Source organism: Streptomyces sp. NPDC002790 (assembly GCF_040295505.1).
Taxonomy (GTDB): Bacteria; Actinomycetota; Actinomycetes; order Streptomycetales; family Streptomycetaceae; genus Streptomyces.
On the sequence record NZ_JBEOVM010000005.1, the window covers coordinates 42,573 to 68,608 of the forward strand.

General features: G+C 70.6%; 25 protein-coding genes. 12 read left to right on the forward strand and 13 right to left on the reverse strand.

The features are described 5' to 3' along the window. Positions 1-2: 2 nt before the first annotated feature. Complete coding sequence (locus ABT004_RS04730) at positions 3-1,793, reverse strand: sigma-54-dependent Fis family transcriptional regulator (RefSeq protein ID WP_351331395.1); 1,791 nt, start codon at positions 1,791-1,793, stop codon at positions 3-5. Positions 1,794-2,012: 219 nt separating this feature from the next. Between ABT004_RS04730 and ABT004_RS04735 the strand changes: the two genes are divergently transcribed. Genes ABT004_RS04735 through ABT004_RS04750 form a run of 4 tightly spaced genes read left to right on the forward strand, consistent with a single transcriptional unit; the run spans position 2,013 to position 5,598 of the window. Next, a complete protein-coding gene (locus tag ABT004_RS04735; protein ID WP_351331396.1) occupies positions 2,013-2,807 on the forward strand; it encodes an acetoin reductase in 795 nt (264 codons plus the stop codon). A 46-nt stretch (positions 2,808-2,853) separates the two neighbouring features. Continuing rightward, positions 2,854-3,855, forward strand: coding sequence for an amidohydrolase family protein (locus ABT004_RS04740; RefSeq protein ID WP_351331397.1), 1,002 nt, complete (start codon positions 2,854-2,856; stop codon positions 3,853-3,855). A 1-nt stretch (position 3,856) separates the two neighbouring features. After that, complete coding sequence (locus ABT004_RS04745; RefSeq protein WP_351331398.1) at positions 3,857-4,576, forward strand: metal-sulfur cluster assembly factor; 720 nt, start codon at positions 3,857-3,859, stop codon at positions 4,574-4,576. After that, positions 4,573-5,598: an NAD(P)-dependent alcohol dehydrogenase gene (locus ABT004_RS04750; protein WP_351331399.1), complete on the forward strand. Its 1,026-nt coding sequence runs from the start codon at positions 4,573-4,575 to the stop codon at positions 5,596-5,598. The genes ABT004_RS04745 and ABT004_RS04750 overlap by 4 nt, the downstream gene beginning before the upstream one ends. Positions 5,599-5,624: 26 nt before the next feature. Here the strand turns inward: ABT004_RS04750 and ABT004_RS04755 are convergent, their stop codons facing one another. Beyond that, on the reverse strand, positions 5,625-6,530 hold the full coding sequence (locus tag ABT004_RS04755) for an alpha/beta fold hydrolase (protein ID WP_351331400.1): 906 nt from the start codon (positions 6,528-6,530) through the stop codon (positions 5,625-5,627). A 72-nt stretch (positions 6,531-6,602) separates the two neighbouring features. Continuing rightward, a complete protein-coding gene (locus ABT004_RS04760; protein ID WP_351331401.1) occupies positions 6,603-7,007 on the reverse strand; it encodes an FKBP-type peptidyl-prolyl cis-trans isomerase in 405 nt (134 codons plus the stop codon). A gap of 151 nt (positions 7,008-7,158) precedes the next feature. Here ABT004_RS04760 and ABT004_RS04765 point away from each other — a divergent pair, with 151 nt between their 5' ends. From ABT004_RS04765 to ABT004_RS04775, 3 genes are all read left to right on the forward strand, one after another. After that, entirely contained in the window at positions 7,159-7,803 is a 645-nt protein-coding gene (locus ABT004_RS04765) for a TetR/AcrR family transcriptional regulator (RefSeq protein ID WP_351331535.1), read from the forward strand. Between the two features lie 76 nt (positions 7,804-7,879). After that, the gene (locus ABT004_RS04770) at positions 7,880-8,329 is read left to right on the forward strand and encodes a hypothetical protein (protein WP_351331402.1); all 450 of its coding nucleotides are present in this window, start codon (positions 7,880-7,882) and stop codon (positions 8,327-8,329) included. Beyond that, positions 8,326-8,946, forward strand: a complete 621-nt coding sequence (locus tag ABT004_RS04775; RefSeq protein ID WP_351331403.1) for a TIGR03086 family metal-binding protein — start codon at positions 8,326-8,328, stop codon at positions 8,944-8,946. The genes ABT004_RS04770 and ABT004_RS04775 overlap by 4 nt, the downstream gene beginning before the upstream one ends. A gap of 6 nt (positions 8,947-8,952) precedes the next feature. On the opposite strand, the gene ABT004_RS04780 is transcribed toward ABT004_RS04775, so the two are convergent. Both ABT004_RS04780 and ABT004_RS04785 read right to left on the reverse strand, forming a co-directional pair. Beyond that, positions 8,953-9,291 carry a thioredoxin family protein gene (locus ABT004_RS04780; protein WP_351331404.1) on the reverse strand — a complete coding sequence of 113 codons (339 nt, stop codon included), beginning with the start codon at positions 9,289-9,291 and terminating at the stop codon, positions 8,953-8,955. A gap of 65 nt (positions 9,292-9,356) precedes the next feature. Next, the gene (locus ABT004_RS04785; protein WP_351331405.1) at positions 9,357-10,496 is read right to left on the reverse strand and encodes a PucR family transcriptional regulator; all 1,140 of its coding nucleotides are present in this window, start codon (positions 10,494-10,496) and stop codon (positions 9,357-9,359) included. Positions 10,497-10,583: 87 nt separating this feature from the next. Between ABT004_RS04785 and ABT004_RS04790 the strand changes: the two genes are divergently transcribed. The 3 genes from ABT004_RS04790 (at position 10,584) to ABT004_RS04800 (ending at position 14,556) form a co-directional block, all read left to right on the forward strand. Further along, positions 10,584-11,639 (forward strand): ferredoxin reductase, encoded by a 1,056-nt coding sequence (locus ABT004_RS04790; protein ID WP_351331406.1) that lies wholly within the window; start codon positions 10,584-10,586, stop codon positions 11,637-11,639. A gap of 7 nt (positions 11,640-11,646) precedes the next feature. After that, positions 11,647-12,777 carry a fatty acid desaturase family protein gene (locus ABT004_RS04795; protein WP_351331407.1) on the forward strand — a complete coding sequence of 377 codons (1,131 nt, stop codon included), beginning with the start codon at positions 11,647-11,649 and terminating at the stop codon, positions 12,775-12,777. Between the two features lie 135 nt (positions 12,778-12,912). Then, positions 12,913-14,556 (forward strand): GMC oxidoreductase, encoded by a 1,644-nt coding sequence (locus ABT004_RS04800; RefSeq protein ID WP_351331408.1) that lies wholly within the window; start codon positions 12,913-12,915, stop codon positions 14,554-14,556. Between the two features lie 40 nt (positions 14,557-14,596). Here ABT004_RS04800 and ABT004_RS04805 read toward each other — a convergent pair whose 3' ends face one another. From ABT004_RS04805 to xylB, 8 genes are all read right to left on the reverse strand, one after another. Then, a complete protein-coding gene (locus ABT004_RS04805) occupies positions 14,597-15,076 on the reverse strand; it encodes a carboxymuconolactone decarboxylase family protein (RefSeq protein ID WP_351331536.1) in 480 nt (159 codons plus the stop codon). 11 nt (positions 15,077-15,087) lie between these two features. Next, entirely contained in the window at positions 15,088-16,170 is a 1,083-nt protein-coding gene (locus tag ABT004_RS04810; RefSeq protein WP_351331409.1) for an NAD(P)H-dependent amine dehydrogenase family protein, read from the reverse strand. Between the two features lie 139 nt (positions 16,171-16,309). Continuing rightward, on the reverse strand, positions 16,310-17,833 hold the full coding sequence (gene exaC / locus ABT004_RS04815; RefSeq protein WP_351331410.1) for an acetaldehyde dehydrogenase ExaC: 1,524 nt from the start codon (positions 17,831-17,833) through the stop codon (positions 16,310-16,312). A 111-nt stretch (positions 17,834-17,944) separates the two neighbouring features. Then, positions 17,945-19,204, reverse strand: a complete 1,260-nt coding sequence (locus ABT004_RS04820; protein ID WP_351331411.1) for a GAF domain-containing protein — start codon at positions 19,202-19,204, stop codon at positions 17,945-17,947. 212 nt (positions 19,205-19,416) lie between these two features. Further along, positions 19,417-20,022 carry an N-acetylmuramoyl-L-alanine amidase gene (locus ABT004_RS04825; protein WP_351331412.1) on the reverse strand — a complete coding sequence of 202 codons (606 nt, stop codon included), beginning with the start codon at positions 20,020-20,022 and terminating at the stop codon, positions 19,417-19,419. Between the two features lie 60 nt (positions 20,023-20,082). Beyond that, entirely contained in the window at positions 20,083-21,105 is a 1,023-nt protein-coding gene (locus ABT004_RS04830; RefSeq protein ID WP_351331413.1) for an acetamidase/formamidase family protein, read from the reverse strand. Between the two features lie 281 nt (positions 21,106-21,386). Further along, entirely contained in the window at positions 21,387-22,577 is a 1,191-nt protein-coding gene (locus ABT004_RS04835; protein ID WP_351331414.1) for an ROK family protein, read from the reverse strand. 193 nt (positions 22,578-22,770) lie between these two features. Then, complete coding sequence (gene xylB, locus ABT004_RS04840; protein ID WP_351331415.1) at positions 22,771-24,210, reverse strand: xylulokinase; 1,440 nt, start codon at positions 24,208-24,210, stop codon at positions 22,771-22,773. A gap of 120 nt (positions 24,211-24,330) precedes the next feature. Here xylB and xylA point away from each other — a divergent pair, with 120 nt between their 5' ends. Both xylA and ABT004_RS04850 read left to right on the forward strand, forming a co-directional pair. Then, entirely contained in the window at positions 24,331-25,497 is a 1,167-nt protein-coding gene (gene xylA, locus ABT004_RS04845; protein ID WP_351331416.1) for a xylose isomerase, read from the forward strand. Between the two features lie 278 nt (positions 25,498-25,775). Next, on the forward strand, positions 25,776-26,033 hold the full coding sequence (locus ABT004_RS04850; RefSeq protein ID WP_351331417.1) for a hypothetical protein: 258 nt from the start codon (positions 25,776-25,778) through the stop codon (positions 26,031-26,033). Positions 26,034-26,036 lie beyond the last annotated feature (3 nt).

Sequence of the window (26,036 nt, forward strand, 5' to 3'; positions counted from 1 at the left end):
ACTCAGCCGCGCGCGGGAAGCGTGATCCCGTAGGCCCGCATCTTCCGGTAGATCGTCGTACGGGAGATGCCGAGCCGCTGCGCCGCCAGCAACTTGTTGCCGTCCGCCGCCAGCAGGGCCTGGACCAGGGTGTCGCGCTCGGAGGCCTCCCAGGCGCTGAGCGACCGGCCGCCCGCGCTGTGCAGGGACGGCGGCAGGTCGCCGAGTTCGATCCGGTACGTACGGCGGCCCGACGCGGCCTCCCGCAGGGTGGCGTCCAGCTGGCGGATGTTGCCGGGCCAGTCGTGCCGGCGCAGCAGCGGCAGCACCTCCGGTGCGCACTCGACGTCCGCGCCGACGCGCCGCAGCAGACAGTCCGCCAGGGCGGGAAGATCCGCGAGGCGGTGCCGCAGAGCGGGAACGGCCGCCGCCTCGACGAAACAGCGCCTCAGTGGCTCGGGTACGCCTTGGGCCTGGCGCAGCGTGCCCACGATCCAGGTGCCCTGCGCAGCCGCTGCCTCCAGCGCCTGGGCGACGGCGGCTCCCTGCTCGGGGGCCACGGCGTCCACGTTCCGCAGGACCAGGGCGCGGCCCGCCTCAGCGGGTGCCTCGCGCAGTGCGGTGGGCAGTACGCCCCCGGCTGCCTCGGCATCCACGACGACGGGGGCCGATGCCGCCCCGGTCAGCGCGTGCGCGGCACCGACCAGCGCCGACTTGCCCGTTCCGGCCTCGCCGTGGAGCAGGAGCGGTGTCCGCTCGCGGGCGCAGCGGCTCGCCGTGCGGGAGACGGTGTTCCACGCCGGGTCCGTCCCCGCCAGGCCCGGCAGCGGCCACGGCCTGCTCGCGTCCTGCTCCGTCCGCGTACGGGAGCCGGAACGGGGCGGGTGCCCGCCCGAGGGGAGCTCCGCGAAGGCCAACTCCAGTAGATACCCGGCGGCGCCCGCCGAGCTGTCGACCTGGCGGCAGCGCATCAGGACGGTCTCCCCGCCTGTGAGTTGCACCTGCGTGCGGGCGCGCGGCGCGTGCCCCAGCTCGGCGGCGGCCTCGTGCAGCAGCCGGTGGTCGTCGCCCGTGAGGCGGGCGGAGGCCGCGGAGTTGGCGAGCACGAGATCCTGGCCGAGACAGAGCACCGGCCGGTCACCGTAGTGGCTCACCTGCTGGAACGCCTCCAGCAGAGCACGCTGGTGCGAGCTGCTGAACTCGTACATGACGCGCTCGATGTCACCGGCGGCCTCCTGCACCAGGGCCGCCATGAGCATGCGCGCCGGGCCGTTCCAGCACGTCAGGTTCATGGCTCCCTCGACCCGTCCGGTGACCGAGTTGCGGATCGGGGCGGCGGCGCAGGAGACGCCCTGGAGGCGCTCGTTGAAGTGTTCGGTACCGAGGACCACGTTGGGCCTGCGCTCCTCCAGGGCGACCCCGATGCCGTTCGTACCGACGAACTGTTCGGCGTAGTTGAAGCCGGGGGCCAGATGAACCCGGTCCAGGTGCGTCGAGAGCCGCTTCTCCCCGACGCGACGGTCCCGAACCCAGCCCTTGCGGTCCGTCACGATCACCGAGGCGTCCGAACCCGCCAGCGCCTGCTCCAGCCGATCGAGGACGGGCGCGGCGGCGCGGACCAGCCGGCTCTCCCGGTCGTAGTCCGGCTGGTAGGGGACGACCACCTCGTCCGTGCCGACCCCCAGGTACTTGGACCGCTGCCAGGAATTGCGGATGCCCTCGGGCACGATCTGCGCAGGCGGCTCCGCATGCGTGAGGAACTGCAGGCGCGCTCGCGCGATGGTCTGGTCCCGCTCCGTGCTGTCACTGAGCATGGCGTCTCCGATGGGCGTGTTTCCGCCATATTACGGAGGTGTTTGTACCCGACAACAGGCTGTTCGCCAAGAGTCCTTGTGCGTTTTCCGTGCACGGGTGCAGGAGTGGCGCCCGGTGTGTTCCACATTGAAAAACTCGACGGAGCCCCCGGCCTCCACGCTGATGGTCGGCGCCGCACAACGGGTGCGGCCGCCCAGCGTCGAGCACAGGAGCCCGCTATGACTTCCGCCGACAACGCACCCCGCACCGCGATCGTCACCGGCGCCGCCCGCGGCATCGGCCGCGCCATCGCAGAGCGACTGGCCCAGGACGGACTCGATGTTGCCGTCGCCGACCTCCCCGGCATGAGCGAGGAACTCGGCGAAGTGGCCGCCGGCATCGAGAAGACCGGCCGCCGGTCCCTCGCCGTGCACGCCGACGTGTCCAGCAAGGAGCAGACCGACGCACTCGTCGAGGAGGTCGCGGGACACTTCGGCAAGGTCGACGTCTACGTCGCCAACGCCGGTATCGCCAGGGTCACTCCACTCCTCGACACCGGCATCGACGAGTTCGAGCAGATCATGGCCGTGAACCTGCGCGGCGTCTTCCTCTCCTACCAGGCCGCGGCCCGGCAGATGATCGCCCAGGGCGGCGGCGGAAAGATCATCGGCGCGGCCTCCATCGTCGCCTACCGCCCGTTCGCGCTGCTCGGCACCTACTCGGCGTCCAAGTGGGGCGTACGCGGACTGACCCAGGCCGCCGCCATGGAGTGGGCGCAGCACGGCATCACCGTCAACGCGTACTGCCCGGGCATCGTCGGCACCGACATGTGGGACCTCATCGACGAGCGCCTCGCGCAGGAGGAGGGCCTGCAGAAGGGCAAGGCCATCAAGAAGTACGCGGAGGCGATCGCGCTCGGCCGCGTCGAGGAGCCCACGGACGTCGCGTCCTTCGTCTCGTACCTGGCCTCGCGCGACTCGGACTACATGACGGGCCAGTCCGTCATGATCGACGGCGGCATCCAGTTCTCCTGACGCACACCAAGGAACCAACCAAGGAACCGAGGACCTGAGGAGACAGATGTATTCCAAGGATGGCGAGAACTACTTCATCGTCGACGCGCACATCGCGCTCTGGGACGCGCGCCCCGAGAACCAACTCAACATCCACGGCAAGCAGTTCATCGACTGCTTCTACGACTACCACCGCAACCTCAGCCCCGAGTCCGAGCTGTGGCCGTACGAGGAGTACCTCTACCAGGGCGGCGAACGCCTGATGAAGGACCTCTTCACCGACGGGTACGTCGACCACGCCATCTTCCAGCCCGCACGCCTCGGCGCCTTCTACCGGAACGGCTTCGGGCAGACGGAGGAGGCCTTCGCGCTCGCCCAGCAGCACCCCGACAAGCTGACGTACAACCACTCCTGGGACCCCCGGTACGAGCAGAAGGGGCTCGACCAACTGCGGCGTGACGCCGAGCGGTTCCAGCTCAAGGGCGTCAAGCTGTACACCGCCGAGTGGAAGGGCGACAGCCGCGGCTACAAGCTCGACGACCCGTGGACGTACCGCTATCTCGAGGTGTGCCAGGAACTCGGGATCAACAACGTGCACGTCCACAAGGGGCCGACGATCCGTCCGCTCGACCGGGACGCCTTCGACGTGGCGGACGTCGACAAGGTGGCGACGCAGTTCCCCGAGATGAACTTCGTCGTCGAGCACTGCGGACTGCCCCGCCTCGAGGACTTCTGCTGGATCGCCACGCAGGAACCCAACGTGCACGCGGGCCTCGCCGTCGCGATCCCCTTCATCCACACCAGGCCGCGGTACTTCGCGCAGATCATCGGCGAACTGCTCTACTGGCTGGACGAGGACCGTATCCAGTTCTCCAGCGACTACGCGCTCTGGACACCGCGCTGGCTGATCGAGCGGTTCGTCGACTTCCAGATCCCCGAAGACATGACGCCCGAGTACGCGCCGATCACCCTGGCGCAGAAGAAGAAGATCCTCGGCCTCAACGCGGCGGCCATGTACGACATCGAGGTCCCGGCCGGCCTCGGCGTCGGCGCACCGGCGGTGGCCTGACATGCGCCCCGACGAACGGGAACGGTCCGCCCGCGCCGCGCTCGACACCGTCCTCGACCCGGAGTTGGACGAGCCGATCACCGACCTGGGCTTCGTACGCTCCGTGACGGTGACCCCCGACAGGGCGCTCACCGTCCGCCTCCGGCTCCCCACCTCGTTCTGCTCGCCCAACTTTGCGTACCTCATGGCCTCGGACTCCAAGGACGCGCTCAGCGCGCTGCCCTGGACGCGCGATGTCGTGGTGCTGCTCGACGACCACCACGACTCGGACCTCATCAACCAGGGGCTCGCCGCGGACGCGGGCTACCGCGGCACGTTCGGCGCCGAGGCCGAGAAGGACCTCGAAGCGCTGCGCCTCACGTTCCGCCGCAAGGCCCATGTCGCGGCGATGGAGCGGGCGTTGACTCTCCTGCTCCGCGAGAACCCCGACCTCGCCGAGGAGGACCTCCACGACGTGGTCATCGGAGACCTCCCCGACGCGGCGGCCTCCGGTGCGCTGCTGCGGCGACGCGAGGCGCTCGGCCTCGGCGTGGCACCGTCGGACCCGGTCCTGGTGGACGAGGAAGGTCGACGCTTCCCGCCGGGCGAGATCCCGCTCCGGCTGCGCTTCGCCCGCGCGGTCCGGGTGTCGATCGAGGGCAACGCGCACTTCTGCCGGGGGCTGCTGCGCACCCGCTACCCGCAGTCCGCGGCCGACCAATCGAAGGAGAAGGTCTCATGAAGGCAGTCCAGGTCGTGGGCTACGGCAAGAACCTCGAGATGGCCGAGGTACCGACTCCCGAGGTCACCGGCCCGTTCGACGTCATCGTCAGGATCGGCGGCGCCGGCGTGTGCCGCACCGACATCCACATCCTGGAAGGGCAGTGGGCGCAGAAGTCCGGCGTGACACTGCCCTACACGATCGGCCACGAGAACGCCGGCTGGGTGCACGCCGTCGGCAGCGCCGTCACCAACGTCGCCGAGGGCGACAAGGTCATCGTGCACCCGCTGATCACCTGCGGGCTCTGCCGGGCCTGCCGGGCGGGCGACGACGTCCACTGCGAGAACAACCAGTTCCCCGGCATCGACACGGCCGGGGGCTACGCCGAGTACCTGAAGACCTCCGCGCGCAGCGTGGTGCGGATCGACGACTCCCTCGAACCGGCCGACGTCGCGGCGCTCGCCGACGCGGGCCTCACGGCGTACCACGCCGCGGCCAAGGCGGCCCGCACGCTGCGGCCGGGGGACCGCTGCGTCGTGATCGGCGCGGGCGGGCTCGGCCACATCGGCGTACAGGTCCTCAAGGCCCTCACCGCGGCCGAGCTCCTCGTCGTCGACCGCAACCCCGACGCGGTGGCCCTGGCCACGTCCATCGGGGCCGACCACGGCATCGTCGCCGACGGGGGCCACGTCGACCGGGTGCGCGAACTGACCGGCGGACAAGGGGCGGAGGCGGTCATCGACTTTGTGGGCGAGGGCGGCGCCACCAAGGACGGCGTCGCCATGCTGCGCCCGGCGGGCGACTACCACGTGGTCGGCTACGGCGAGAACATCGACGTGCCGACCATCGACATCATCTCCGCCGAGATCAACTTCATCGGCAACCTGGTCGGCTCGTACAACGACCTGTGCGAACTGATGGTCCTGGCCGCACAGGGCCGCGTCCGCCTGCACACCGCGAAGTACCCGCTCGACCGCTTCCAGGACGCGCTGGACGACCTGGAGAGCGGGCGGATCCGAGGCAGGGCGATCCTGACGCCGTGACCGCTCCCGACGGCTGGGGTGCCTGCCTACGACGCGGCGACGGCAGGCACCCTCTCCAGCGCCGGCCGCTCGACCTCCGTCAGGAAGTCGAGCGCGTCGATCGGCTGGTCGGTGAAGTAGTCGGCGATGAGCCGGGAGAACTCCTTGCCCCGTTCGAGGTTGGGCAGATGGTCGGCCTCCCGGATCAGGGAGAATTGCCCCTGCTGAATCGTTGCGGCGACTTCGCGTACGCGGTCCGGAGTGGAGAACTCGTCGAACTCACCCGTGAAGCACAGGGTCGGCACGTCGGGGATTCCACCGGGCGGAAGACCGGGAGTGGCGAGGACGCGCTCCAGGATGGCGATGTGCCGTGGCACATCGGCGTCGGTGATGGCGCTCATCGTGCAGGCCAGCAGCCGGGCCGTCACGGCGCGCTTGCGGACGGGCCGGTCCGGGTGTGCCATGAGCGCCTCGACGGTCACCCGGCCGTAGGCGCTGGACACGTCCCCGGCAGCGAGGCTGTCGACCATGGCCCGAAGCGCTGTCCGGCACTCCGCCGGATACTCCATGGAAGCCCCGGCCAGCATCAGCCGCTCGACCCGCTCGGGACGCTGCTGGACCAGCCGGTACGCGATGGGCACGCCGTAGGACGCGGCGAACAGATTGACGGGCCCCAACTCCAGCTGTTCGAGCAGATCACCCAGTACCGCGGCGAGGAAATCGAACCCGTACTCCGCCGGCAGATCGTCGGCCTTGCCCGACCCGGGGAGGTCGACAGTGATGACCGTCGCGATCTCCGTCCACGGTTTCTCCAGGCGCCGGAAGGCGTACATGTCCTGGAAGGAGCCGCCCAGCAGAACGATGGGCTCTGTCCGAGGAGCGGGGTTCTCGACGATGCGGCAGTCATAGTCGAACCCTTTGAAATGCAGCCGACGCACGATTTCCTCAGGCATGAGCAGGTGACTCCTTGTAGCAGCGGACAATGGTCACCAAGCCCAACGAACATCAGCTGATGGGGTAATGGATCAGGCCTTGCTCCACCCGGCCGTGCTGGAATACGAGTCGAGGAGGTCCACCACGAAGACGAGCGTCGAGCTCGCCGGGATCAACGGTGACGGCGACTGCTTGCCGTAGCCGAGACGAGGGGGAACAACGATCTCGCGTCGACCGCCGACCTTCATCCCCTTCACCCCTCGGTCCCAGCCCTTGATGACCCTGCCACTGCCCAGCGCGAACTTGAACGGCTGCCCCCGGTCCCAGGAGGCATCGAACTCCTTCCCGGACTCGAAGGTCACCCCGACGTAGTGGACTCTGACCACCATGCCCGGCTTCACCTCGGCCCCGTCCCCGACGACCAGGTCCCGGATGGTCAACTCGGTAGGCGCGGCACCCTCCGGAACGTCGACCTCGGGCTTCGTCAGTTCACTCATTGCACCCTCTTCACTTTCCGCGGAATACCCTTCGTGCACATCGTGGCAGGGTCGGGGGCCTCCCGGTCGCGCCCGCCGTGCTGGCAGACTAGGGCGGATGAGCAGCAACGACATCAGCGCCCGGGTGGGCGGCCCCCATGGCGCCGCAGTGGTGAACTCCGCGAAGGAGGACGGGCGGGTCGAGCGGGGCAACCGCACCCGGCGCCTCGTGCTGCGCCGGACCGTCGACATCGCCTCCGTCGAGGGACTCGAAGCCCTGTCGGTGGGACGGCTTGCGACCGAGCTCGGGCTGAGCAAGAGCGGGGTGTTCGCGCTGTTCGGCTCCAAGGAGGAGCTGCAACTGGCCACGGTCCGGGCCGCGTCGAAGATCTTCGTCGACGAGGTCCTCGAGCCGGTGGACGGCATCCCCGCCGGAGTGACCAGCCTCGCGCGCCTCTGCGAGAGCTGGCTCGGCTATTCGCAGCGCCGCGTGTTTCCCGGGGGCTGCTTCTTCTCTGCGGTGATGGCCGAGTTCGACGCCCGGCAGGGCCCGGTGCACGATGCGCTCGTGCAGTCGCTGGCGACGTGGATGGCGTACGTGGAGGGATGCGCGGTGGACGCGCGGGCAGCCGGTGAACTCCGCGACGACACCGATACGGCGCAGCTGGCCTTCGAGCTGGTGGCGTTGATGGAGACGGCCAACGCGCACTCGCTCCTGACCGCGGAGACACTGCCGTACGACCGGGCGCGGACGGGCATCACCTCCAGGCTGCGTGCGACGGCGACGGATTCCGCGCTGGTGCCCCAAATCTCCTGAGGTGCAAGGCCGTTCATCTTCGCTCACGCGGCAAAAGTAGTAGCACGACCGGTCGTGTAGTTTTATGCTCGGCGTCATGACACCTCGACCCGTGACCTCCCGGCTGCTGCGCACCCGCTGGCGCTCCGGACCCGTACCGCTGACCCTGTGCCCCGTCGTCGTGAGCGTCACCGACTTCACCGCGACGAGCCATCCGCAGGCGGGCGCGATCGCCCTCGCGGGCCTGCGCCTTCGCCGCACCTGGCCCCGGACACCGGGCGCGCTCGGCATGTGGCTGTGGGCCGAGGTGGCAAGCCGACGCTCGGGCTCGGTGAGCGTGTGGCGCGACGAGCGCGCGCTCAACGAGTTCGTGGGCCGCCCCGACCACATCGCGGTCGTCAGGGCCCACCGGGGGCGCGGCACGATGCGCGCAGCCGCCTGGGAGGCCGAGGACTTCGATCCGTACGCCGTGTGGAGCCGGGCCCGCGCCCTGCTCACCGGCACGACTTCCTGGCCGCAGGACTTCGTTCGCCTGGAGGACGCGTGACGAACTTCGTGGAGCTGGACCGCATCGCCGCGCTGGAGACGTTACGTCTCGTACGCGGCGCGGCAGCCGCCGCCGACGACGGAAAGGAGACCTGGGGCCGGCCGACCCCCTGCGCCGACTGGACCCTGCTCGATCTCCTCGGTCACATGACGGCGCAGAACCACGGCTTCGCGGCGGCCGCACGAGGAGAGGGCGGGCTGCCCGCACACTGGCGGGTGCCGGACATCGCCGCCGACCCGGCGCGCGCTTATGCGGAGTCCGTGGCCGCGCTCATCGTGCCGTTCGCCGAAGCGGGCGGCGGTGAGCGGGAGTTCGTACTGCCCGAACTGGGCCGCGCGCTTCCCGGCCGGGTGGCCGTGTCATTCCACTTCCTCGACCTCGCGGTGCATGCCTGGGACCTCGCCCGCACCCTCGCACTGGAGGTTCAACTCCCGCACAGCATCTGGGAGTCGGCCCTGCGACTGGCACGCCGCGTGCCGACCGACGAGCAGACACGCGGGCCCGACGCCTTCTTCGCCCCGGCCCGGCCGACGTCCGCGCAGTCGACACCCCTGACGGAGACCTTGACCCTTCTCGGCCGGAGCCCCCACTGGGCCCCCGAACCATCGGACAACTAGCCGGGCTCAGAGATGGCCGTCCAGAACCTTCCGTACCTCGGCGGTGGTCGTGGGCCCCGTGCCGTGCGCCACCGCCTCTCCCTCCTTCAGCAGGACGTAGGACGGTGCTCCGGTGATCCCGTATCGCTCGGTCGCGGCCGGACAGCGCGTGATGTCGGTACGGACGGCTGTCAGGCGGCCCGCGTAGTCGTCGGCGATGCCACCCACGACGAGGTCCATCACCCGGCAGGGCTCGATGGCCTTGGGCCATGTCCCGGTGAAGTACGCGAGGACCGGAACTCCGCTCATTTTGAGGATGAAGTCGAACTCCGCGTCCTCACGGGGCCGGTGAACCCGCTGCGCCATGGAAGCTCCTAGCCTTACGTTCCGTCATTCCATCTCCATCATCCCGCGCACGGTCGACGTCCGCGTCAGCCGCCCCGAAGAGCGACCGCCAGCGTCAGTTCGAGGGCCCGGTTCGGCGATGCGAGGTCCGGAAAGAGCTCCCGCAACTGCGACATCCGGTACCGGACCGTCTGGGGATGGACGAACAACGCCGCCGCCACCTCGTCCCGCCTGCCCTGGTGCAGCAGCCACGCCCGCAACGTCTCCTCAAGGCGCCGCGCGGTCGCGACAGGCAAGGCCCGCAACGGTGCGAGGGCTCGGGCCCGCAGGTCTGCGAACGCGTCCATGTCGGCGCTCAGCACCAGCTCGGGCAGGTGGTCCTCGGTGTCGCGGATGCCAGCGGAGAGGGAGCGCGCGCGGACGACCCGTGCGTACGAGGCGGACGCGCGAGCCCATGGCCGGGCCGGGCCGACCACGGCGGTGCGGTCGGACAGCTGCCGCAAGAGACGTGATCGGTCGGCATCGGGGACGAGCAACACACCGGTGGCGTCCGGCAGATCGTCGAGGACGAGGGTGCTCGGGTCGAGCGTGCGGTAGGCGGGCCGGGCCTGGGCGGCGGGGAGCAGGACCGCGGTCAGCGAATCCGGAGGCTGCCACCCGGCCCGTTGTGCGGAGGCAAGCAGCACGTCCGGGCCCGCGCCGGCGAGGAGGTCGCGGGCCAGGTGTTCGAGGTGAAGCTCGTGGGCCCTGCCCCGGGCGGCCAGTTCGTCGGCGTGGCCCGCGGCGCTCGCGGCGGAGAGCTCGTCGATGTAGGCGAAGGTCAGCTCGGCGAACTTGGCGACCTCCGCGGCGGGCAGACCCGCGGGCACGGCACCCGCCGCCAGATATCGCCAGGCCACGCGGGCGCCGACCCGGTAGGCGCTGAGTAGGGCGTCCATCGAACGGCCGTCGCGCACCTCGCCGCGGCCCAGCTCGTAGGCCGCGTCACCACCGTCACCGCCCGTGGCATGACCACTCGCGAGGTCCAGGTAGTGCCCCAGGGCCGTGCGGACGGCCCGGCGGATGGTGGCGCCCATGCGGCCCGAAAGTGCGTTGGCGTAGGGAGGGACCTCGTCGATGATCGCCTGGACGACCTCGTCGGCGGTGGTCCTCAGCGTGGCCCGCAGCGCGGTGACCGTCGTCTTGTCCAGGGCCAGTTCGCTGGCCCTCTGGATGGCATGGCTCACGTTTTTGTTCCCTGCGAACAATTCACTCGACTGGATTTACGTCCTGCGGTCAGGACTTTACGCCTTGAGGCACAGCAAGCTGGTGCCATGACGAGTACAGCCCTCCGCAGCAGGGCGTGGAAACTGCTGGAGATGGTCACGACGCCACTGCTGCCGTCGGACTACCTCGACCTGGTCGGCCCGCTGCGTGCGGGCGCCGACCTGCGTGGGCGCATCGAGGCCGTGCACCCCGAGACGGGCGACGCCGCGACCGTCGTGATCAGACCTGGACGGGGCTGGCGCGGCCATACGGCCGGTCAGTACGTGCGCATCGGGGTCGACGTCGACGGGGTGCGCCTGTGGCGCGCCTACTCCATCACCTCACCCACGAACCGCCAGGACGGCCGCATCACGATCACCGTGAAGGCGATCCCGGACGGCAAGGTCAGCAACCACCTGGTCCGCAGGGCGCAACCGGGCACGCTGATCCAGCTCGACCAGCCGACCGGTGACTTCGTGCTGCCGCGGGCCAAGCCCGCCAAGGTGCTCTACCTGACGGCCGGCAGCGGCATCACGCCCGTGATGGGCATGCTGCGCGAGACCGCGTTCGACGACGTCGTCATGATCCACTGCGCGCCACAGCCGCAGGACGTGATCTTCCGCGACGAACTGCACGGCCTGGTCGCGGACAAGAAGCTGCGGCTCACCGAGGTGCACACCGACACCGACGGCATGCTCGACATCGCCCGTCTCGGCGAACTCGTGCCCGACTGGGCCGAGCGCGAGACCTGGGCCTGCGGGCCCGCGGGCCTGCTCGACGCCGCCGAGGAGCACTGGACCGAGCACGGCGCCCTGGAGCGCCTGCACACCGAACGCTTCCGCCCCAGCATCGTCGTCGCCGGTGACGGCGGCGAGGTCACGTTCAGCGCCACCGGCAAGACCGTCGACGCGGACGGCGCCACGCCGTTGCTGGACGTCGGCGAGGAGGCCGGCGTCCTCATGCCCTCCGGGTGCCGCATGGGCATCTGCTTCGGCTGCGTCACGCCTCTCAAGGCGGGCGCCGTCCGCGACCTGCGCACCGGCGAGATCACCGAGGCCGATCCCGGCGTCCTCATCCAGACCTGTGTGTCCGCCGCGGCGGGCCCCTGCGACATCGAACGGTAGGAGCACCGTGACCGCCATCGACCCCACCGCACATCTGACCTCGGAACAGATCGAAGAGCTCGGCCGCGAGCTGGACGCGATCCGCGACGAGGTGATCGCAGGACGCGGCGAGCAGGACGCCGCCTACATCCGCAAGGTCATCTCGGCACAGCGCAAGCTCGAACTGGTCAGCAGGGGCGTGCTGCTGTTCTCGATCTTCCCGCCCGCGTGGCTGCTCGGCACCGCAGGGCTCTCCGTGGCGAAGATCATGGACAACATGGAGATCGGCCACAACATCCTGCACGGCCAGTGGGACTGGATGCGGGACCCGAAGATCCACTCCACCACCTGGGAGTGGGACCACGTCTCGCCGTCGGATCAGTGGAAGCACTCGCACAACGAGCTGCACCACACGTACACCAACGTGATCGGCAAGGACAACGATCTCGGCTACGGCATCATGCGCGTCGACGAGGACCAGAAGTGGCACCCGTTCCACCTCGGCCAGCCGGTGTGGAACTTCATCAACGCCTGCTTCTTCGAGTACGGCATCGCGGCCTACGACCTGGAACTCGGCAAGAACCTCAGCAAGCACCGCCGCAAGAACCCGGAGTTCCGCGCGCGGGCCAGGGCCGTGGGCCGCAAGATCCGCAAGCAGGTGCTCAAGGACTACGTGATCCACCCGGCCCTGTCGGGTCCGTCATTCCTCCCCACGCTCGCCGCCACGTTCACCGCGAACCTGGTCCGCAACATCTGGTCCCACTCGGTGATCATGTGCGGGCACTTCCCCGAGGGCGTGCAGGTCTTCGAGCGCCGCTCGATCAAGGGCGAGACGCGCGGCCAGTGGTACCTGCGGCAGATGATGGGCTCGGCGAACATCAGCGGCAGCAAGGCCATGCACTTCATGAGCGGCAACCTGTCGCACCAGATCGAGCACCACCTGTTCCCGGACCTGCCGAGCAACCGGTACGCCGAAGTCGCGGTGAAGGTGCGCGCGTTGTTCGAGAAGTACGAGCTGGACTACGTCACCGGGCCGCTGCCCAAGCAGGTGTTCTCCGCCTGGCACAAGGTCTTCCGGCTCTCGCTGCCGAACAAGAAGCCCAAGGCCGAGGTCGAGGTCGAGGCGCCGGAGCGTGAGCGGGAGCTCGTCGCGGTCTGACTCCCGAGTACTGGCCGCCCAAGATCGGGAGAAGTTGGCGTGAATTGGACGCACATTACCTATCGGTATGCATCGACTTGATTGGCGATCAACAGTAGAACTCGTTCCCATTCCGTCGAGAGTGAGGAACGTGCAATGACCGACTCAACCCGGCCTGAAGTGGCCCGTAACGGGATCTCCCGCCGAGGCTTCATCGCAGGAACAAGTTCTCTTCTCGGCGCCGTGGCCCTCAGCGGTCACGCCGCCGCGGCCGACCGCTCCACCGGGGCGGCCGCCGCTCCCCTCGCCGACGGGGCACGCCTGCCCGCCCTCGTCATCGGTACCGGGTACGGCGGCTCCGTGGCCGCGCTCCGGCTCGCCGAGGCCGGCGTCGCCGTGCGGATGGTGGAGATGGGCATGGCCTGGGACACCCCGGGATCCGACGGCAAGATCTTCGCCAACACCACCACACCCGACAAGAGATCCTTCTGGCTGAGAACCAGAACCAAGCAGCCCCTGAGCAACTTCCTCGGCTTCCCGATCGACAAGGACATCCCGAAGTACACCGGGATCCTGGACGCCGAGGACTTCGCCGGTATCACCGTCTACCAGGGCCGCGGCGTCGGCGGTGGCTCGCTGGTCAACGGCGGCATGGCGGTGACGCCCAAGCGGGAGAACTTCGCGGCGATCCTGCCCTCCGTCGACGCGGGTGAGATGTACGGCACGTACTACCCGCGCGCCAACGCGGGGCTCGGCGTCGCCACCATCGACCCGGACTGGTTCGAGACCGCCGAGTGCTACCAGTACGCGCGCGTCGGCCGTAAGCACGCCCAGCGTTCGGGCTTCCCGTTCGTGTTCGTCCCTGACGTGTACGACTGGGACTACATGAAGAAGGAGGCCGCGGGGACGGTGCCGAAGTCGGCGCTCGCGGGGGAGATCCTCTACGGCAACAACTACGGCAAGAAGTCACTGCAGAAGACCTACCTCGCGCGGGCCGCGGCCACCGGGAAGGTCACCATCTCCCCGCTGCACAAGGTGACGTCGGTCGCCCCGGCCGCCAGCGGCGGCTACACCGTGCGCATGGACCAGCTGGACACCGCCGGCGCCGTCACGACCACCAAGGAAGTCACCGCGGACCGGGTCTTCTTCGCCGCGGGCAGCGTCGGCACCAGCAAACTCCTCACCAAGCTCAAGGCGACCGGCGCCCTCCCCGCGCTCAACGGTGAGATCGGCAAGGGCTGGGGCGACAACGGCAACGTCATGTGCGGGCGCGCCAACCACCTGTGGGACCCGACCGGTTCGCTCCAGGCGTCGATCCCCACCGGCGGCATCGACAACTGGGCCGCGGGCGGCGCTTTCGCCGAAGTGGCTCCGCTGCCGACCGGCATCGAGACCTACGCGTCGTTCTACCTGTCCATCACGAAGAACCCGCACCGCGCCGAGTTCGCGTACAACCCGACGTCCGGCGGTGTGGACCTGAACTGGCAGACGGCGTGGAAGCAGTCGGGGATCGACATGGCCAAGACCATCTTCGACAAGATCAACGCGAAGGAGGGCACGATCTACCGCACCGACCTGTTCGGTACGTACAAGATCTGGGGTGACCACCTCACGTACCACCCGCTGGGCGGCGCGGTGCTGAACAAGGCGACCGACAACTACGGGCGCCTGCACGGCCATTCGGGCCTCTACGTCATCGACGGCGCGCTGATCCCGGGCAACACCAGTGTCAACCCGTTCGTGACCATCACGGCGCTCGCCGAGCGCAATATCGCCAAGATCGTCGCCACGGACCTCTGACGGCCACGACCTGCCCAAGTCGCGGCCGCCCGGGGGTGGTTCACGGCTTGGGCAGGGCGCACACCGTGTCGAGTCCCAGCACGTGGTTGAGCCGTCCGAAGGCCAGCCAGGAGCCGATGGCCATGCTCAGCTCCACGATCTCGGCCTGGCCGTAATGAGCGGTCATCCGCTTCCAGAACTCCTCGTCCAGGCCGTGGTGGTCGACGGCGTAGCGCTCCGCGTACTCGGCCGCGAGCCGGGTCCGCTCGTCGAACGCCTCGGTCTCGCGCCAGCCCTCGACGGCGTCGATGAACGACTCCTCGACCTTCTCGCCGTCCCGCTCGGTGCGCCAGTCCAGGCAGAACAGGCACCCGTTGATCTGCGCGATCCGCAGCCGCGCCGCCTCGAACTCCCGCAGTCCCAGGGCCGAGTGGTCGTACACGGCCATGGAGAACTGCGCCGCCGCGGGCCCGATGGCGGGCACCATCTCGCCCCACACGTACGGGATGGGTTCCTGGCCGTCAGGTATGTCGATCCTCATGGCTGCCTCACTCATGGCTGCTTCCTTCCGAGCCGGCCGACGGCGGGGGTCACCGGCACGTCGAGCGCGTCGTAGAGTCCGGGCGGCGCGGACCAGAGCCAGTCGATCGCGCCGACGAGGCGTCCGACGGCGGTCGCGTTTCCGCCCGCCGCGTGGTTGCCACCCTCGTCGGTGGCCTGGACGGTGACTTCGATGCGCGGGCGGCCCTCGACGATCACCCGGTGCGCGCCGGCCCCGCCACCGGGTGGCAGCGGCCAGTCGGGCGCACAGGACGGATGAATCCGCGTCACGTGCTCGACGACGATGCGCACCTCACCGTCCACGACGCCCTGCACCTCGAAGCGGACCGCGCCCTGGGTGCCCGCGGCGAAGTCGCCCATGGCTGCCGTCGTGACGTCGCTCTCCAGGGCCCGGCGCTCCAACGTCTCGCGGATGTCGTCGAGTTCGACCCCGAGCGCCCGCGCCAGCAGTCTCAGCTGCCCGCCCCACACCATCGTCGGAATGGACTCCGCCAGCATCAGGGGCTCGTACTCCATGGGGTGTCCCATGCCGACGAGATCGCGTACCGAGTCCTCCTGGTCGTACGTCGAGTAGTCGAAGATCTCCTGGCAGCGCAGCACGTCGACGCGGGTGCCGAGACCGCTGACCAGCAGGGGCAGTACGTCGTTGGCCCAGCCGGGGTCGACGCCGGAGACGAACAGCGAGCCGCCGCCCGCCGCGATCGCCGCGCGCACAGGATCGGTGAAGTCGGGCGGCGCGCTGCGGTGGTCGTAGAGCGGATAGAGGGCCGGGGTGACGACGACGGCACCGGCGCGCAGGGCCCGGCAGATGTCGTCGAGGGCCTCGTCGGGGCGCAGCTCGCCGGAGGCCGCGTAGAAGACGGCGCCGGGCCGGGCCGCGAGCACCGCGTCGACGTCCGTCGTCGCGGTGAGACCGAGGGCGTGGTCGTAACCGGCCAGGTCGCCCGCGTCGCGGCCGTCCTTGGCGGGGTCGTGCACGAGCACGCCGCAGAGTTCGAGCCCGGGGTGGGCGTCGACGGCTCGGATCGCCGCGCGTCCCACGTTCCCGGTGCCCCAGACCACCGTGGAAGTCATGCGCCGGAGCGTAACGTGACGTGTCGTCAGTTCATAGACCCTCCACGGGAGTTGCGGCCTCGCCGCGACCCGGCCGTGTCGGCTCGCGCGAGCGGGCGCCCGACCTGGACAGGCCAGGGCGGGCGCCGCTTTGTGTCTCCTAGAAGAAGCCGAGCTTCTGCGCCGAGTACGAGACGAGAAGGTTCTTCGTCTGCTGGTAGTGGTCCAGCATCATCTTGTGGTTCTCGCGGCCGATGCCCGACTGCTTGTAGCCGCCGAATGCCGCGTGCGCGGGGTACGCGTGGTAGCAGTTGGTCCAGACGCGGCCCGCCTGGATCGAACGGCCCGCCCGGTACGCCGTGTTCATGTCGCGGGTCCACACCCCGGCCCCGAGGCCGTACAGCGTGTCGTTGGCGATCTTGATGGCGTCGTCGTAGTCGGCGAAGGAGGCGACCGAGACGACCGGGCCGAAGATCTCCTCCTGGAAGATCCGCATGCGGTTCTGGCCCTCGAAGATGGTGGGCTGGACGTAGTAGCCGCCCGCCAACTCGCCGTCGTACTCGATGCGTTGGCCGCCCGTGAGGACCTTCGCACCCTCCTGCTGGCCGATGTCCAGGTACGAGAGGATCTTCTGGAGCTGGTCGTTGGAGGCCTGGGCGCCGATCATCGTGTCGGTGTCCAGGGGGTGGCCGGGCTTGATGGCCTCGGTGCGGGCGATGGCCGCTTCGAGGAACTCGCTGTAGTGGCCCTGCTGGATGAGCGCGCGGGACGGGCAGGTGCAGACCTCGCCCTGGTTGAGGGCGAACATCGTGAAGCCCTCGAGGGCCTTGTCGCGGAAGTCGTCGTCCTTCGCCCAGACGTCGTCGAAGAAGAGGTTCGGGGACTTGCCGCCGAGTTCGAGCGTGACCGGCTTGATGTTCTCCGAGGCGTACTGCATGATCAGGCGTCCCGTCGTGGTCTCGCCCGTGAACGCGACCTTCGCCACGCGGGAGGACGAAGCCAGCGGCTTGCCCGCCTCCACGCCGAAGCCGTTGACGATGTTGACCACACCTGGCGGCAGCAGGTCCTTGACCAGGTCCAGCCAGACGTGGATCGACGCCGGGGTCTGTTCGGCGGGCTTGATGACGACCGCGTTGCCGGCGGCGAGGGCCGGGGCCAGTTTCCATGTCGCCATCAGGATGGGGAAGTTCCACGGGATGATCTGCGCGACGACGCCGAGCGGCTCGTGGAAGTGGTAGGCGACCGTGTCGTCGTCGATTTCGGAGAGGCTGCCCTCCTGTGCGCGGACGGCGCCCGCGAAGTAGCGGAAGTGGTCGATGGCCAGGGGGATGTCGGCGGCGAGGGTCTCGCGGACCGGCTTGCCGTTCTCCCAGCTTTCCGCGACCGCGAGGAGTTCGAGGTTCTGCTCCATGCGGTCGGCGATCTTGAGGAGGATGTCGCCGCGGGCGCCGGGCGCCGTGCGGCCCCAGGAGGGAGCGGCGGCGTGCGCGGCGTCGAGGGCGCGTTCGACGTCCTCGGCCGTGCCGCGGGCGATCTCGGTGAACGGCTGTCCGTTGACGGGGCTCGGGTTCTCGAAGTACTGGCCGCGGGCGGGCGGCGCGTACTCGCCGCCGATGAAGTGGTCGTAGCGGGCCTGGTAGGAGACGACGGAGCCCTCGGTGCCGGGCGCTGCGTAGCGGGTCATGGTGCTGGCCTCCTCTGCGGCTGCCCGCCTTTGGGCAGCGTTCGCAGGGAGGCTAGGAGTCCGGACGTTGCAGTGACGTTGCGTGCGTGCGTGCGGGTGGCGGGTGGGCGCTTACGGAGCCGGGGAGCGCAGTTCGTCGTCGAGTGCGGTGAGGCGGGCCAGGACCGGCGGCGTCGGACGGGTCGCCGCGAGCGCGCGCCAGACGTCCAGGTCGTCCTCGCCCCATGGGGCGTGCACCCAGTCGGCGAGCAGGTCGGGGTCGCCGCGGGCGATGAGCGCGGCCCGGAGTTCGTCGGCGAGGCGGTGCCGGATGCGGGCCACGGCGGGCGCCTGCGACGAGGGCAGGAGTGGTCCGCTGTACGCGGACGCCGCCGCGGTGACCGCTCCCGAGGCCAGGCGGCGCTCGACCGTGGTGAGGTCCGAGTCGACCGGGGCCGACAGCCGGTAGGGGCGCGAGCGCAGCACATCGGGGCCAAGCACCCGGCGCAGCCTGGCCAGTTCGGCCCGCAGCGTCACCGGCGTCACGGACTCGTCCTCGTACAGGAAGCAGAGGAGTTCGTCGCCGGTCAGGCCCTCCGGGTGGCGGGCGAGCAGGACGAGGAGTTCGCTGTGCCGGCGGCTGAGGCGGAGCTTGTGGCCGTCGGGGGTGACGAGCAGGGCCTCGTCGCGGCCGAGCACGGTCAGACGCAGGGCCGGTTCGGCCGCCGGCGGCGGGGCAAGGAGGGCGAGGTGGGACTCCGCCGCGCTCGCCACCGCCTGGACGAACGCCAGGCTGTGCGGGTGCGCGAGGCGGTCGCCGCCCGTGATGTCGATGGCGCCGAGCAGTCGTCCGGTGTGCGGGTCGTGCACGGGAGCCGCCGCGCAGGTCCACGGCTGCACCTTGCGGATGAAGTGCTCGGCCGCGAAGACCTGCACCGGGCGGTCGACCGCGACGGCCGTGCCCGGCGCGTTCGTGCCCATCGCCGACTCCGACCAGCGGGCGCCCGGCACGAAGTTCATCCGGTCCGCCGCCTGCCGCGTACGCGTGTGCCCCTCCACCCACAGCAGCCTGCCGTGCGCGTCGCACACCGCGAGCAGATGCTCGCCGTCGGCCGCGAACGTGCCCATCAGCTCGCGGAACAGCGGCATCACGCGGGCCAGCGGATGCTCCGCCCGGTAGCTGCCGAGATCGCCCTCCGGCATCTCCACCGACGCCGAGGCGTCCGGGTTGACGTGCGCGCCGGCCGAGCGGCGCCAGGACGCGGCGACGACGGGCCGAACCGGACGGGCCACGGTGCCCGCCGCGGTGAACCGGTCATGCGCGCGGCGCAGCGCCCTGACCCGCTCGGACGGGTCGGTGCCCGGCTCCAGGGCGACCCACTGTTCGGTCAACGCGGCCTCCAGGCGGGATCCTTCGCGACGGTGCGGCGGGCGCGACCATCGTCACCCCGGGGGCGCGGGCCGACAAGGAGCGGAACACGGATCGGGCGATTCGGCACATGCCACTCACGGATTGCGGAGCCGGTCGCGTCCGCCGGAATCAGGATGTGGAGACGGTCGCGTCCGCCGGAATCAGGATGCGGAGGCGGTCGCGACCGCCGGGATCAGGCAGCGACGACCAGCCGCATGTACCGGTCCCAGTCCCAGTTCGGTCCCGGATCCGTGTGGTCCGCGCCCGGCACCTCCACGTGGCCGATGATCCGCTCGCGGGTCTTCGGAATGCCGTAGCGCGTGCAGATCGACGCGGTCAGCGCCGCCGACTCCCGGTACATTGCTTCGGTGAAGTACTCCGGTTTGTCGACCCACCCTTCGTGTTCGATGCCGATGCTGCGCGTGTTGTAGTCCCAGTTCCCCGCGTGCCAGGCGACGTTCTTCTCCCGCACCATCTGGGCGATGTGCCCGTCGGAGGAGCGCACGACATAGTGCGCGGAGACCTGCTTGGCGGGGTTCTTGAAGATGTCGAGCGTCGTCGCGTAGTCCTCCTGGGTGACGTGCACGATCACGAACTCGACCGGGTACGACAACGGGCGCCCGGACTCCGTGTAGTTGGACTTGCTCGCCGGGACGGACTCGGCCTTCGGGTAGTCCACCGTCGCCAGTGGCAGGGCGTCGGCCCGGCCCGTGGCCAGTAGTGCGCTGGGCGCCGCGGCGAGCGCCCCGAGTTGGAGCAGCCGGCGGCGGCTCGGGAACGATGTGCTTGCTCGGTCCATGTCAATCCTGCCTCTCAGGTCACCGGTGGGGCGGGTCTCAGAGTTCGAGTGAGGTGGGGCTCAGAGTTCGGGGCGGGGCAGGGCCGTCGCGCTTTCGCGCAGCCGTGCGTGCAGTCCGCGGTGCGTCTCGCGTGCGGGCAGCCACTCCTTGCGGAGCTTGGCGACGCACGTGTAGTTGGTGTCGCAGACGTTCGCCAGCGGCGACTCCACGGTCTGCGTCACGAACTGGTACGCGTCCAACTCGCTGAAGCCGTAGTCCCGTACGAGCCACTGCACCAGGTCGAGCTGGGATATTCGGAAGGCGTCCTCCAGCGGGCGGGCCGAACCCGTCGAGACGATGTGCGTGTCCGATTCGATGCGCGGCCACGGCGTCGCCACGCCCTTGAGCAGCTCCACGATGACGACGGTGTGCATGGCGCACTCCACGGCGACACCACAGGTCTCGCCCTCGCCCTGCCGCGCGTGCCCGTCGCCGAGGCTCAGCAGCGCGCCCTCCACGTTCACGCCGAGATAGCAGGTGACGCCTGCCCGCATCTCCGGCGTGTCCATGTTCCCGCCGTGCGCGTCCGGCACGAGCGCCGAGCGGACCTCCAGATTCGCGGGCGCTACGCCGACCGTCCCGTGCATCGGGTCCATCGGCAGGTCGACGGTGAACTCGCTGTCCCGCGCCGTGAACCGGGCGGTGCGGCGCGCCCGGTCCAGCTGCCATATCCAGACGGTCTCCGGGAGCGGCGGCTGCAACGTCGCGGACGCGTGCGTCGACGTCAGCGCCCCGAACAGCGGCACCGTCGTGGACGCCGCCCAGTCGCGCGCGGGCTCCACCGACACGAAGTGCACCGCCACGGTGTCGCCCGGCTCGGCGCCATCGATGTGGAACGGGCCGGTCTGCGGGTTGAGGAAGGGGAACTCGCAGACCTCCGAGACCAGGTCCTTCTCCGAACGGACCCGGCCCGCGAAGCAGTCCTCCGTGAACAGGTCGAGCGCCGTGCCCGGAGCGATACGCGCGACGGGCGGCGCACCGCCGAACGTCCAGGCGTACTCGCCGGGCTCCGGCCGGACGGTCAGCATCCGCAGATCGCTCATGAGGACTGCGCTCCGCTCTGTGGGCAGTGGGGGAGGGACGAAGGGAAGCCGACGACGCCGCCCCGTGCGCGCGCCGCCCCCGTCGGTCGGTCGTACCTGCGGCGCCTCGCGTGAATCACGTTACGGGGCCCGCAGGTTGGGGCGGAAGAGGGCACGGAAGATCTGTGGACAACCGGCGCGTTGTGAACAACCGCACGTCAGAGGTCCGAACCAGTGGCACGTGGGGGAGCGGTGCCCCGGCGGTGGAACCCGCCCCGTTCTCTCGGGCCGTGGGCCCGCCCTCAGGCGGCCACCGCCCCCATCGGGTCGTCCAGCACCGCCCGCACCACCGAATGCGCCGCCCCCAGCAGCGGCCCGTCCGAACCGAGGCCGGAGGCGATGACGCCGTCCTCCGGGGAGGCCGTGCGGCGGGTCAACTCCCGTTCCAGGGACGGCAGAAGCCACGGCGAGAGGCGCGACAGCGCGCCGCCGAGGACCACCGCCCGCGGATCCACGAGGTTGACCGCCCCGGTCAGCGCGATGCCGAGTGCGGTGCCCGCAGAGCGCAGCGCCCCGCGCGTCGCGGTGTCACCGTCGGCGGCCCGCTCGGCGAGCAGTGACACCCGGTCGGGGCCAGGATCGATGCCGGCGGCACGCAGCACCGCCTCCTCACCCGCGTACTGCTCGAGGCAGCCACGCCCGCCGCACGGGCACGCGGGCCCCTCTGGACGCACCGGCACATGGCCCAGCTCGCCCGCGAACCCCCGGGTTCCGCGCAGGAGGTGGCCGTCCACGACGAGCGCCGCGCCGATGCCGATCTCCGCCGACACATGGAGGAAGTCGGCGGGGGAGTCCTCGGCGAGCCACAGTTCGGCGAGGGCGCCGAAGTTCGCCTCGTTCTCGACGGTGACCGGCACCTCGTCCGGGAGCAGGGACGCGACATCCGTGTCGTGCCAGTCGAGATTGGGGGCGCGCACGACGGTCGTGGTGCCGCGCGCCACCAGGCCCGGCACGGCGATCGCGAGCCCCGCGGGCCGCAGCCCGGCGGCTCGCGCCTCGCCGGTCACCTCCCGTACCAGTTCGGCGAGTTCGTCCAGTACGGGCTTCGGTGCGCGCCCCCGGTTGCTCACCCGGCGCCTTGCCCGCGCCCGGACTTCGCCCCGCAGGTCCACCGCGCACACCGCGAGATGGTCGACGCCCACCTCGGCGCCGAGACCGGCAGGGCCCTGACCGCTGACGGCGAGCGCGTTGCCGGGCCGCCCCACGCCGCCCGGACGCTGCGGCCCCAGCTCCTCCAGCAGCCCCGCCCGGATCAACTCGTCGACGAGCGTGGACACGGCCGCCCGGGTCAGGCCGATGTGCTGCGCCACCGCGGCCCGCGAGAGCGACCCCTCGGCGGCGATCGCGTGCATGGCGCGGGACAGGTTGCGGCGGCGCATGGCCTGCTGGGTGTCGGACGTGCCCGGTCGCGGCCGGTGCAGTGGTGCGGTCATGCGCTCATGCTCCCAGGGGCGGTGAGGTGGGGTCTTCCGGAGGGTGGGCTCGCGAGCCGGGCAGGCCTCACGAGTCGGGCGGGCCGCACTCGGCGGAGGGATCCCGCTCGTCGAGCAGGCCCCACCTGCAGCGCAGTTCTCACCTGTCGGGTAGGCCTCACTCGTCGCGTGGGCCCCACGTGTCGACTGGCCCTCACCCGTCCCCCAGCAGCGCCCCCGCCCCCGCCAGCACTCCCGAAATCCGCTCCAGCGTCGCCTCGTCCCGACGTTCCACCGGCTCCAGCAGCGGCCCGCGTGCCGTGTCCCAGCGGCGGGCCACCGCCCCCGCGTCCTCGCCGGTCAGTACGCCCGCGGCCTGCGCGGCCGCGCCCAGGGCCACCAGTTCCCCGGCCTCCGGCACCTGCACCGCCCGCCCCGACAGCCGCCGCACCGTCTCCTGCCAGGCCGTGCCGCGCGCCCCGCCGCCGATGAGCAGCAGCGGAGCCGCCGGGTCGGCGTCCGCGTCGAGCACCCGGTCGAGGGCGCCGAGCAGTGCGTGCACCGCCCCGTCGTACGCCGCCTGCAGCAGCTGGCCACCGGTCGTGTCGTGCCGCAGACCCGTCAACAGGCCCGAGGCGTCCGGCAGGTTGGGCGTCCGCTCGCCGTCCAGGTAGGGGAGGATCGTCGCCGTACCGCCTGCCTCGACGGCTTCCCGGTCCAGGCCGAGGAGCGTCGCGATCCGGTCCACCGCGAGCGTGCAGTTCAGCGTGCAGGCCAACGGCAGCCAGTCGCCGCGCGCGTCCGCGAAACCGGCGACCGTGCCGGAGGGATCGGTGGGCCGGTTCCGCGACACCGCGTACACCGTGCCCGATGTGCCGAGGCTCAGTACAGGAGTTCCCGGCAGCAGGCCGAGGCCGAGCGCGGCGGCTGCGTTGTCACCCGTACCGGCCGCCACCAACGTGCCCTCGGCGAAAGGCAGTTCTCCGGCCCTCGCGCGTACCGAGCCCGCGACCTCGCCTGGCGCCACCACGCGCGGCAGCAGCGCCGGGTCGAGCCCCACACGCCCGAGCACGTCCTCGTCGTACGCCTCGGTCGACGATGCCCACCACCCCGTACCGGACGCGTCGCCCCGGTCCGTCGTGCCGTCACCGGTCAGCCGTCCCGTGAGGTAGTCGTGCGGCAACCGGACCGCGGCCGTGGCGCGCGCGGCCTCCGGCTCGTGCTCGGCCAGCCACGCCCACTTCGAGATGGTGAAGGAGGCCGCCGGCACGACGCCGAATCGCTCCGCCCACGCCTTCGCCCCGCCCAACTCGTCCACCAGATGGCGGGCCTGCGGCGCGGAGCGCACGTCGTTCCACAGCAGTGCGGGCCGCACCGGCCGCCCCCGCGCGTCCAGCGTCACCAGTCCGTGCTGCTGCCCGCCGACCGACACCGCCGAGGCGCGCCGGGCCGCGTCGCCGCACTGGGCCAGCGCCTCGCGCAACGCCCGGTACCACTCCTCGGGATCGCTCTCGCGGCCCGCGCCCGAGGTCACCGTGTGCGGCGCCTGCCCGCTCGCCACGGTCGCGCCCGTCGCGACATCGACGACCAGGACCTTCGTGGACTGCGTGGAACTGTCGACTCCTACGACGAGGGGTCCATCGGCAGCTGACATGCGGCTCTCCTGAAATCTCGGGAAATCTGGGCCTGTGAGGCCGTCGGCTCTTCCCAGCGGCGTTCCCGCATACTAATTTGTAAAGCGCCATGACGAAATAGTCGGCGAGGGAGCCGCAAGATGACGTACCAGCCCACCCCCGAGGACAAGTTCACCTTCGGTCTGTGGACCGTCGGCTGGCAGGGCCGCGACCCGTTCGGCGACGCCACCCGTCCGGCGCTCGACCCGGTCGAGTCCGTGCAGCGCCTGTCCGAACTCGGCGCCCATGGCGTGACCTTCCACGATGACGACCTGATCCCGTTCGGGTCCTCCGAGACCGAGCGCGAGTCGCACATCAAGCGTTTCCGGCAGGCCCTCGACGCCGCCGGCATGGTCGTCCCGATGGCCACCACGAACCTGTTCACGCACCCGGTCTTCAAGGATGGCGGCTTCACCGCCAACGACCGCGACGTGCGCCGCTACGCGCTCCGCAAGACCATCCGCAACATCGACCTCGCCGCCGAGCTGGGCGCCCAGACGTACGTCGCGTGGGGTGGCCGCGAGGGCGCCGAGTCCGGTGGCGCCAAGGACGTGCGCGACGCGCTCGACCGCATGAAGGAGGCCTTCGACCTCCTCGGCGAGTACGTCATCGAGCAGGGCTACGACCTCAAGTTCGCCATCGAGCCCAAGCCGAACGAGCCGCGCGGCGACATCCTGCTGCCGACCCTCGGCCACGCCCTCGCGTTCATCGAGCGCCTGGAGCGGCCCGAGATGTACGGCGTCAACCCCGAGGTCGGCCACGAGCAGATGGCGGGCCTCAACTTCCCGCACGGCATCGCCCAGGCCCTGTGGGCGGGCAAGCTCTTCCACATCGACCTCAACGGCCAGTCCGGCATCAAGTACGACCAGGACCTGCGCTTCGGCGCCGGTGACCTGCGCGCCGCGTTCTGGCTCGTCGACCTGCTGGAGCGAGCCGGCTACGAGGGCCCGCGGCACTTCGACTTCAAGCCGCCGCGGACCGAGGACTTCGACGGCGTGTGGGCCTCGGCCGCCGGCTGCATGCGCAACTACCTGATCCTCAAGGACCGGGCCGCCGCCTTCCGCGCCGACCCGGAGGTCCAGGCGGCCCTGGCCGCGTCCCGCCTGGACGAGCTCGCGCAGCCGACCGCCGCCGACGGCCTGTCCGCGCTGCTCGCCGACAAGAGCGCCTTCGAGGAGTTCGACGTGAACGCCGCCGCCGAGCGCGGTATGGCCTTCGAGCACCTCGACCAGCTGGCGATGGACCACCTGCTGGGCGTGCGCGGCTGACGCCCGTCCTGCGTCGGGGGCGGACCGGCCGGGCGCACAGCATCCGGCCGGTCAACTTCCCGGAGGGTCTCGCGTGTTGGCGCCCGGGCGGCAATGCTTGAAGGGTGTCCACACCTCCGATACCTCCCCAGCCGCCGCCCCCGCCCGGAGGTGGCTTTGGCGCGCCGCCGCCTTCGGGCGGCGGTTTCGGTGCACCCCCACCTTCGGGAGGCGGTTTCGGTGCGCCGCCGCCCGAAGGGCCGCGCCGCTCCGGCCGGCGCCCGCTCCTGCTGATCGCGGTGCTCGTCGCTCTCGTGGTGATCGTGGGTGCCGTCGTGCTCGTGATGACCCGCGACGACTCCTCCGGTCCCTCCGAGGACGACAAGAAGTCCCCCGCCGAGAGCAGCGAACGGGCTTCGCCCAGCATCCCGAGCGAGCTGCCGCCCTCGCTGCCCAGCAACCTGCCGAGCGAACTCCCCAGCGGCCTGCCGAGCGAACTGCCCTCCGAGCTGCCCAGTGAGCTTCCGAGCGAGCTGCCCAGCGCGTTGGGCGGGTGAGAC

Excerpts from the sequence above, each read along its gene's own strand:
- ABT004_RS04730 (WP_351331395.1), bottom strand. The coding sequence starts at position 1,793 with ATGCTCAGTGACAGCACGGAGCGGGACCAGACCATCGCGCGAGCGCGC.
- ABT004_RS04830 (WP_351331413.1), bottom strand. The coding sequence starts at position 21,105 with ATGAGCGATCTGCGGATGCTGACCGTCCGGCCGGAGCCCGGCGAGTAC.
- ABT004_RS04825 (WP_351331412.1), bottom strand. The coding sequence starts at position 20,022 with ATGGACCGAGCAAGCACATCGTTCCCGAGCCGCCGCCGGCTGCTCCAA.
- xylA (WP_351331416.1), top strand. The coding sequence starts at position 24,331 with ATGACGTACCAGCCCACCCCCGAGGACAAGTTCACCTTCGGTCTGTGG.
- ABT004_RS04735 (WP_351331396.1), top strand. The coding sequence starts at position 2,013 with ATGACTTCCGCCGACAACGCACCCCGCACCGCGATCGTCACCGGCGCC.
- exaC (WP_351331410.1), bottom strand. The coding sequence starts at position 17,833 with ATGACCCGCTACGCAGCGCCCGGCACCGAGGGCTCCGTCGTCTCCTAC.
- ABT004_RS04740 (WP_351331397.1), top strand. The coding sequence starts at position 2,854 with ATGTATTCCAAGGATGGCGAGAACTACTTCATCGTCGACGCGCACATC.
- ABT004_RS04755 (WP_351331400.1), bottom strand. The coding sequence starts at position 6,530 with ATGCCTGAGGAAATCGTGCGTCGGCTGCATTTCAAAGGGTTCGACTAT.
- ABT004_RS04805 (WP_351331536.1), bottom strand. The coding sequence starts at position 15,076 with ATGAGGATCGACATACCTGACGGCCAGGAACCCATCCCGTACGTGTGG.
- ABT004_RS04810 (WP_351331409.1), bottom strand. The coding sequence starts at position 16,170 with ATGACTTCCACGGTGGTCTGGGGCACCGGGAACGTGGGACGCGCGGCG.
- ABT004_RS04760 (WP_351331401.1), bottom strand. The coding sequence starts at position 7,007 with ATGAGTGAACTGACGAAGCCCGAGGTCGACGTTCCGGAGGGTGCCGCG.
- ABT004_RS04770 (WP_351331402.1), top strand. The coding sequence starts at position 7,880 with ATGACACCTCGACCCGTGACCTCCCGGCTGCTGCGCACCCGCTGGCGC.
- xylB (WP_351331415.1), bottom strand. The coding sequence starts at position 24,210 with ATGTCAGCTGCCGATGGACCCCTCGTCGTAGGAGTCGACAGTTCCACG.
- ABT004_RS04800 (WP_351331408.1), top strand. The coding sequence starts at position 12,913 with ATGACCGACTCAACCCGGCCTGAAGTGGCCCGTAACGGGATCTCCCGC.
- ABT004_RS04745 (WP_351331398.1), top strand. The coding sequence starts at position 3,857 with ATGCGCCCCGACGAACGGGAACGGTCCGCCCGCGCCGCGCTCGACACC.
- ABT004_RS04790 (WP_351331406.1), top strand. The coding sequence starts at position 10,584 with ATGACGAGTACAGCCCTCCGCAGCAGGGCGTGGAAACTGCTGGAGATG.
- ABT004_RS04750 (WP_351331399.1), top strand. The coding sequence starts at position 4,573 with ATGAAGGCAGTCCAGGTCGTGGGCTACGGCAAGAACCTCGAGATGGCC.
- ABT004_RS04780 (WP_351331404.1), bottom strand. The coding sequence starts at position 9,291 with ATGGCGCAGCGGGTTCACCGGCCCCGTGAGGACGCGGAGTTCGACTTC.
- ABT004_RS04835 (WP_351331414.1), bottom strand. The coding sequence starts at position 22,577 with ATGACCGCACCACTGCACCGGCCGCGACCGGGCACGTCCGACACCCAG.